This is a genomic window from Candidatus Frankia alpina (assembly GCF_902806485.1).
GTDB classification, from domain to species: domain Bacteria; phylum Actinomycetota; class Actinomycetes; order Frankiales; family Frankiaceae; genus Frankia; species Frankia alpina.
In genome coordinates, this window is record NZ_CADCWT010000299.1 from 1 (window position 1) to 5,102 (window position 5,102).

7 protein-coding genes and 2 pseudogenes are annotated in these 5,102 nt (G+C 70.5%); 5 read left to right on the forward strand and 4 right to left on the reverse strand.

Annotated elements, in window-relative coordinates; genetic code table 11:
• The coding region (locus G6R25_RS21265) for an HNH endonuclease signature motif containing protein (RefSeq protein WP_163554328.1) at positions 1-276 on the forward strand (276 nt) is incomplete at its 5' end.
• A 1-nt stretch (position 277) separates the two neighbouring features.
• On the opposite strand, the pseudogene G6R25_RS29920 reads toward G6R25_RS21265, so the two are convergent.
• The 3 genes and pseudogenes from G6R25_RS29920 to G6R25_RS21275 all read right to left on the reverse strand — a co-directional run.
• Positions 278-553, reverse strand: a pseudogene (locus G6R25_RS29920) (isochorismatase family protein); the annotation flags it as partial.
• Positions 554-565: 12 nt separating this feature from the next.
• Entirely contained in the window at positions 566-919 is a 354-nt protein-coding gene (locus G6R25_RS29925) for a hypothetical protein (RefSeq protein WP_336502276.1), read from the reverse strand.
• A gap of 21 nt (positions 920-940) precedes the next feature.
• Entirely contained in the window at positions 941-1,309 is a 369-nt protein-coding gene (locus G6R25_RS21275; RefSeq protein WP_235949349.1) for an AMP-binding enzyme, read from the reverse strand.
• Between G6R25_RS21275 and G6R25_RS28180 the strand changes: the two genes are divergently transcribed.
• From G6R25_RS28180 to G6R25_RS21290, 3 genes and pseudogenes are all read left to right on the forward strand, one after another.
• The gene (locus G6R25_RS28180; protein WP_235949350.1) at positions 1,265-1,585 is read left to right on the forward strand and encodes an LLM class flavin-dependent oxidoreductase; all 321 of its coding nucleotides are present in this window, start codon (positions 1,265-1,267) and stop codon (positions 1,583-1,585) included. The genes G6R25_RS21275 and G6R25_RS28180 overlap by 45 nt on opposite strands.
• A gap of 388 nt (positions 1,586-1,973) precedes the next feature.
• Positions 1,974-2,719 (forward strand): annotated as a pseudogene (locus tag G6R25_RS21285) (CoA transferase subunit A).
• Positions 2,716-3,357, forward strand: coding sequence for a CoA transferase subunit B (locus G6R25_RS21290; RefSeq protein ID WP_163554329.1), 642 nt, complete (start codon positions 2,716-2,718; stop codon positions 3,355-3,357). The pseudogene G6R25_RS21285 and the gene G6R25_RS21290 overlap by 4 nt, the downstream one beginning before the upstream one ends.
• On the opposite strand, the gene G6R25_RS21295 is transcribed toward G6R25_RS21290, so the two are convergent.
• The gene (locus G6R25_RS21295) at positions 3,338-4,009 is read right to left on the reverse strand and encodes a pyridoxamine 5'-phosphate oxidase family protein (protein ID WP_163554330.1); all 672 of its coding nucleotides are present in this window, start codon (positions 4,007-4,009) and stop codon (positions 3,338-3,340) included. The two genes, G6R25_RS21290 and G6R25_RS21295, sit on opposite strands and share 20 nt — an antisense overlap.
• Positions 4,010-4,212: 203 nt before the next feature.
• Between G6R25_RS21295 and G6R25_RS21300 the strand changes: the two genes are divergently transcribed.
• Positions 4,213-5,102 (forward strand): SPFH domain-containing protein (locus G6R25_RS21300; RefSeq protein ID WP_235949352.1); only part of this gene is annotated, 890 nt, incomplete at its 3' end.

Here is a 5,102-nt window from a genome sequence, read left to right on the forward strand (position 1 = left end):
TGGTGCCAGGCCCACCACATCATCTCGTGGATCGACGAGGGTCCTACCTGCCTCGACAACCTCGTCCTGCTCTGCGGCTGGCACCACCGCCACGTTCACCACCACCACTGGACCATCCGACTCGGCGCCGACCGCCGACCCGAATTCATCCCACCCTCCTGGGTCGACCACACCCAGACCCCCCGCCGAAACCCCTACAGCCAACCTCTCGACATCCTCCTCAACCCCACCCCGTTCGTCACCTCGGTCGGGAGCCATCCTCAGGGTGGATGTTGAGTCAAGGGCGGGAGGGCGTGGTCGTCGGGGCGCCCCCGCGGCGGGCGAGGTCGGAGTGGACCTCGTCGGCGCGCGTGATCGTCGACAGCAGGCGCAGCAGGTTGGCGACGATCCAGGTGTGCGACTCGACGCTCGCTCCGGCCGCGGCGTCCTCGACGAGCACGCTGCGGTAGCCGCGGTCGGTCGCGCCGAGGGCGCCAGCGAGCAGCGCCACATTTGTCGACACGCCGGTCAGGACGACCGTGTCGATCCGCAGGTTACGCAGGGTGGAGTCGAGGTCGGTGCCGTACTACATCGCCAGGCCCGAGCGGCGCGTGCTGACGTAGTCGCCGGACAGGGGTGCGACCTGGGGCATCGGCGAGGCCTGCGGGGTGCCGGCGAGCACCCGCCGTTCGCGGCGCACCTTCGCCGAGACCGGATTGGTGTCGCTGAACGCGCCGAAGTCCGACCGGTGCGCCACGTGGATGTGCACGACCGGCAGCCCGAGCGCGCGGAAGTCCGCGGCGATGCGCGGGAGTATGCCGCGCTCAGCGGCCTGTTCGGCCAGCCCGCCGAAGATCGTAAGCTCGGGGTCGAGGGTGCCACGCAGGCACTCGCTGACGATCAGTGCGGCGCGCTCGCCGCGGTCGAGTCCGTTGACCATGGTGCAGATCCGCCCGGCCGCTCAGATGCCCGCGCCCTGGGAGTCCCGGCTGTCTCGGTGCGCGTCGACCACGTCGACCACACCGGGCGCGCCGGAACCGCTGGGGAAGTCGGGTGCGCCGGGCGCGGAGGGGGCGGGGGCACGCAGGCGGGCGCGCAGGTCTGCCTTGCGGACCTTGCCGGCCGCGGTGCGGGGTAGCTCGGTGACGATCTCGAGGCGTTCGGGGGTCTTGTGCTTGGCCACGCCGACGGCGACGAAGTGCTCGACGAGCTCGCCGCGGGAGAGGCAGCGGCCGGGTTCGACGATGACGAACGCGCAGACCCGCTCGCCGCCCTCGGGCCGCGCATGACCGAGGTCGCCGGCGAGGTCTCCGACGGGATCCTGCTGCACGGCCTGTCCTCCGAGCGGTTCGTGCGCGAGGTGACCCTGCCGGCGCTGGAGCGGGGACTGGCGCGGGCCGGGCGCAAGCGCTCGGACGTCGAGCTGACCTTCCCCGCCCTGATCGCCACCGGGGACACCGCGCAGGAGCTGGCCGAGTCGGAGAAGAAGCTGCGCCAGCACTTCGCCTTCTACGCCTCGACCCCCGCCTACAGCGCGGTCCTGGAGCTGCACGGCTGGGGCGGCCTGCAGCGTGACCTGTACGAGCTGACCCGCGACGGCCGGTAGCAGGATCTTGGCTCGCTCGTCACCGAGGAGGTCCTGGAGGTCTTCACGACGCGGGGCACCCCGGAGGACATCCCGAAGCAGATCCGGACCCGCGTCGGCGACATCGCCGACCGGGTGAGCTTCTACTCGCCCGCTCCGATCAGCGCGGAGGTCATCTCCCGCATCCTCGCCGGCCTCAAGGCCTAACGCTGGTCCTGCGCGGTGGCGGGCCGCGGCGCGCCGGCCGGGCTGCGAGCCCGGCCCGGCCCGGCCGTCGCCTGAGCCTGATCGGGCCGAGGGGACTGGACGGGGATGTTAGTTGTGGCTAACTTCGTCTGGGTTAGTGCCCGCTAACGTGCGGGCGGTTCCGATGTGGTGCCGCCCACTGCTGCGGGAGGCGGGTGCGCGGGTGGACAAGGTGGTCGCGAGCGCGGCCCTGGCGGTGGCCGACATCCCGGATGGGGCGTCGTTGGCGGTCGGGGGGTTCGGGCTGTGCGGCATCCCGAGCGTCCTGATCGACGCGCTGCTGGCGGCCGGGGTCAGCGGTCTGGAGACCGTGAGCAACAACTGCGGGGTCGACGACTGGGGGCTCGGCCTGCTGCTGCGGGCGGGGCGGATCCGGCGGACGATCGGGTCGTACGTGGGGAGAACAAGGAGTTCGAGCGCCAGTTCCTCGCCGGCGAGCTGGAGGTGGAGCTCGTGCCGCAGGGCACGCTCGCCGAACGGCTGCGGGCGGGCGGGGCCGGGATCCCGGCGTTCTACACCCCGGCGGGGGTGGGCACGCAGGTCGCCGAGGGCGGCGTTCCGTTGCGTCACGACGCCTCCGGTCGCGTCGCGCTCGCATCGCCGCCGAAGGAGACCCGGGTGTTCGACGGCGCCGAGTACGTCCTGGAGCGGGGGATCGTCTGCGGCTTCGGGCTGGTGCACGCCTGGCGTGGCGACCGGCACGGCAATCTCGTCTACCGGGCGAGTGCGGCGAACTTCAACCCGCTGTGTGCGGCGGCGGGCCGGGTGACCATCGCCGAGGTGGAGGAGCTGGTGGAACCCGGCGAACTGGACCCCGGCGAGATCCATACCCCGGGGATCCTGGTCCAGCGGGTGGTGCACGCACCGGACCCGGAGAAGCGGATCGAACGCAGGACGGTGACGGCATGACGCTGACACGGGACGGGCTCGCCGCGCGGGTGGCGCGGGAGCTGGTCGACGGCCAGTACGTCAACCTCGAGATCGGGCTGCCGACCCTGGTAGCGGGCCATCTGCCGGCGGAGGTGACGGTGGTGCTGCACAGCGAGAACGGCATCCTCGGCGTCGGCCCCTACCCGACCCCGGACCGGGTCGACCCCGACCTGGTCAATGCGGGCAAGGAGACGGTGACCGCGCTGGCGGGGGCGTCGTACTTCGACTCGGCGACGTCGTTCGGGATGATCCGCGGCGGGCATGTCGACGTCGCGGTGCTCGGCGCGATGCAGGTCTCCGCGCAGGGCGACCTCGCGAACTGGATGATCCCCGGCCGGATGGTCAAGGGGATGGGCGGCGCGATGGACCTCGTGCACGGCGCGCGGCGCGTCATCGTGATGATGGAGCACGTCGCCCGTGACGGGACCCACAAGCTGGTGCGGGAGTGTTCCCTGCCGCTGACGGGCCGCCGCTGCGTGCACCGGGTCATCACCGATCTCGCGGTCCTCGACGTCGAACCCGGCCACGGCCTGGTGCTGCGTGAACTCGCGCCGGGTGTCACCCTCGACGAGGTCCGGGCCGCCACCGGCCCCGACCTCACCGTCCAGCTCGACTGATCCCGACGCTGATCGGCGCGCTCGGGTAGACCAGGTCCTCGGCCGGCTCGGGCGCGCCCTCGACCGTCCGGACCGGGACCACGCCCGCCCAGTGGGGCAGGGCCATATCCTCGGCGTCGTCCACCGGGCCGCCCGTCCGCGCCTTCAAGGTCACCTGAGTGGCCGGGTCGGTGAGCGCGACGGCGAGCACGGCGGTCGCGGCCAGCTCACGGCGGTTTGCCGGCCGGCAGGCGCCCGAGCGGCCCGACGCGGTCCGGTCGATGAACGCGGCGAGCACGGCACGCTTGTCGTCCTCGTCGAGCACGGGCGAGGCGAGACCACGGACCAGTACCGACCGGTAGTTCACCGAGTGGTGGAAGGCGGAGCGGGCCAGCACCAACCCGTCGAGCAGCGAGACCGTGACGCAGATCGGCAGGCGGCCGGCGCGGCCGGCGGCGAGCAGCCGGGCGCCCGCGGAGCCGTGGAGGTAGAGGGTGTCGCCGCGCCGGACATGCAGAGTCGGCAGGACGTGCGGCCAGCCGTCGACGACCAAGCCGACATGGCAGATCCGTGCCTCGTCGAGAACGGCGTGGATCCGTTCGGTCTCGTGATGAATCCGGTTCCGCGCTCGGGTGGGATCGAGATGTGCGGATCCGGCCGGCGGAGTCTCCATACGTGCAGCCTGGCATCGCCGCGATGCCCTGCCCACCGGATTTCCGTGTACACGGGGCGATGCCAACGCGTACCTGCTCCACCGGGTGGAACGGGATCCCGGACGGCTTCCCGACAAATCCTTCGATCCGAGCACGGAAACCGGACATACTGACCGCAAGCTGCAACATCGATCAAGCTGCAACATCGATCAAGGGGGCGTGCGTGTCAACAGGTAGGCGTCTCGGGCTCGGAGCCGGTGCTGTCATCGGAGTGTTGGCGGTGGTCTTCGGCCTGGTCGTGGGGGCGAGTGCGCTCGGTTCGTTCGCGTCGACGTCGGGCGGGCAGATCGCGGTGGTCCGCAACGGTGGCCCGTTCGACAATCACCGGATCCGCCAGATCATCGATCCCGCCTCGTCGACGACCTATGTTGGCATGTACTCCTCGACGCACAACTATCCGGCACAGCAGCGTTACTACACGATCACGTCCGTTGCCGGTGAGAGTGACCGGGGCACGGTCGATGTTGTGACGACACCGTCGAAGGACGGGGTGAGCATGGGGATCGAGGGAACGTTCTACTTCACCCTCAACCTCGACCACAACGTTCTACGCCGGTTCGACGACAAGTTCGGCACCAGGAAGTTCCCGCTGGCGAGCAAAGGTGGGAAGCTCTACTATGCCTGGTCGGGCGACGACGGCTGGTCCGCGTTCCTCGGCGCCATCATCCGGCCGGTCATCGACAACGACCTTCGTGAACAGATCAACAATTTCACCTGCGCCGACCTCGTCTCCTCCTGTGCACTGGTCCAGATGGGCGCAAACCAGCAGTCCGGGGCCCAGACGGCGCTTAACGCGGCGTCGAGTAACGGCAACATCCAGGCCGTCCAGGACGCGATCAACAAGTCGCTGGCCACCGACCTCAACACCAATCTCGGTGGCCCGTTCCTGGAGAACCTGCGATTCACCCTCGCTCGGGTCACGCTGCCGGCGAACGTCCAGGGGGCCGTGAACAGTGCCCAGGTCGCGTTTGCGCGGATTGCCGAGGCGCAGGCACGAGTCGCCGAGGCGAAGGCTGACGCGGAGGCGAACCGCCAGCGCCAGTCGGGCTATGC

Excerpts from the sequence above, each read along its gene's own strand:
- G6R25_RS29925 (WP_336502276.1), bottom strand. The coding sequence starts at position 919 with ATGGTCAACGGACTCGACCGCGGCGAGCGCGCCGCACTGATCGTCAGC.
- G6R25_RS28180 (WP_235949350.1), top strand. The coding sequence starts at position 1,265 with ATGACCGAGGTCGCCGGCGAGGTCTCCGACGGGATCCTGCTGCACGGC.
- G6R25_RS21290 (WP_163554329.1), top strand. The coding sequence starts at position 2,716 with ATGACGCTGACACGGGACGGGCTCGCCGCGCGGGTGGCGCGGGAGCTG.
- G6R25_RS21295 (WP_163554330.1), bottom strand. The coding sequence starts at position 4,009 with ATGGAGACTCCGCCGGCCGGATCCGCACATCTCGATCCCACCCGAGCG.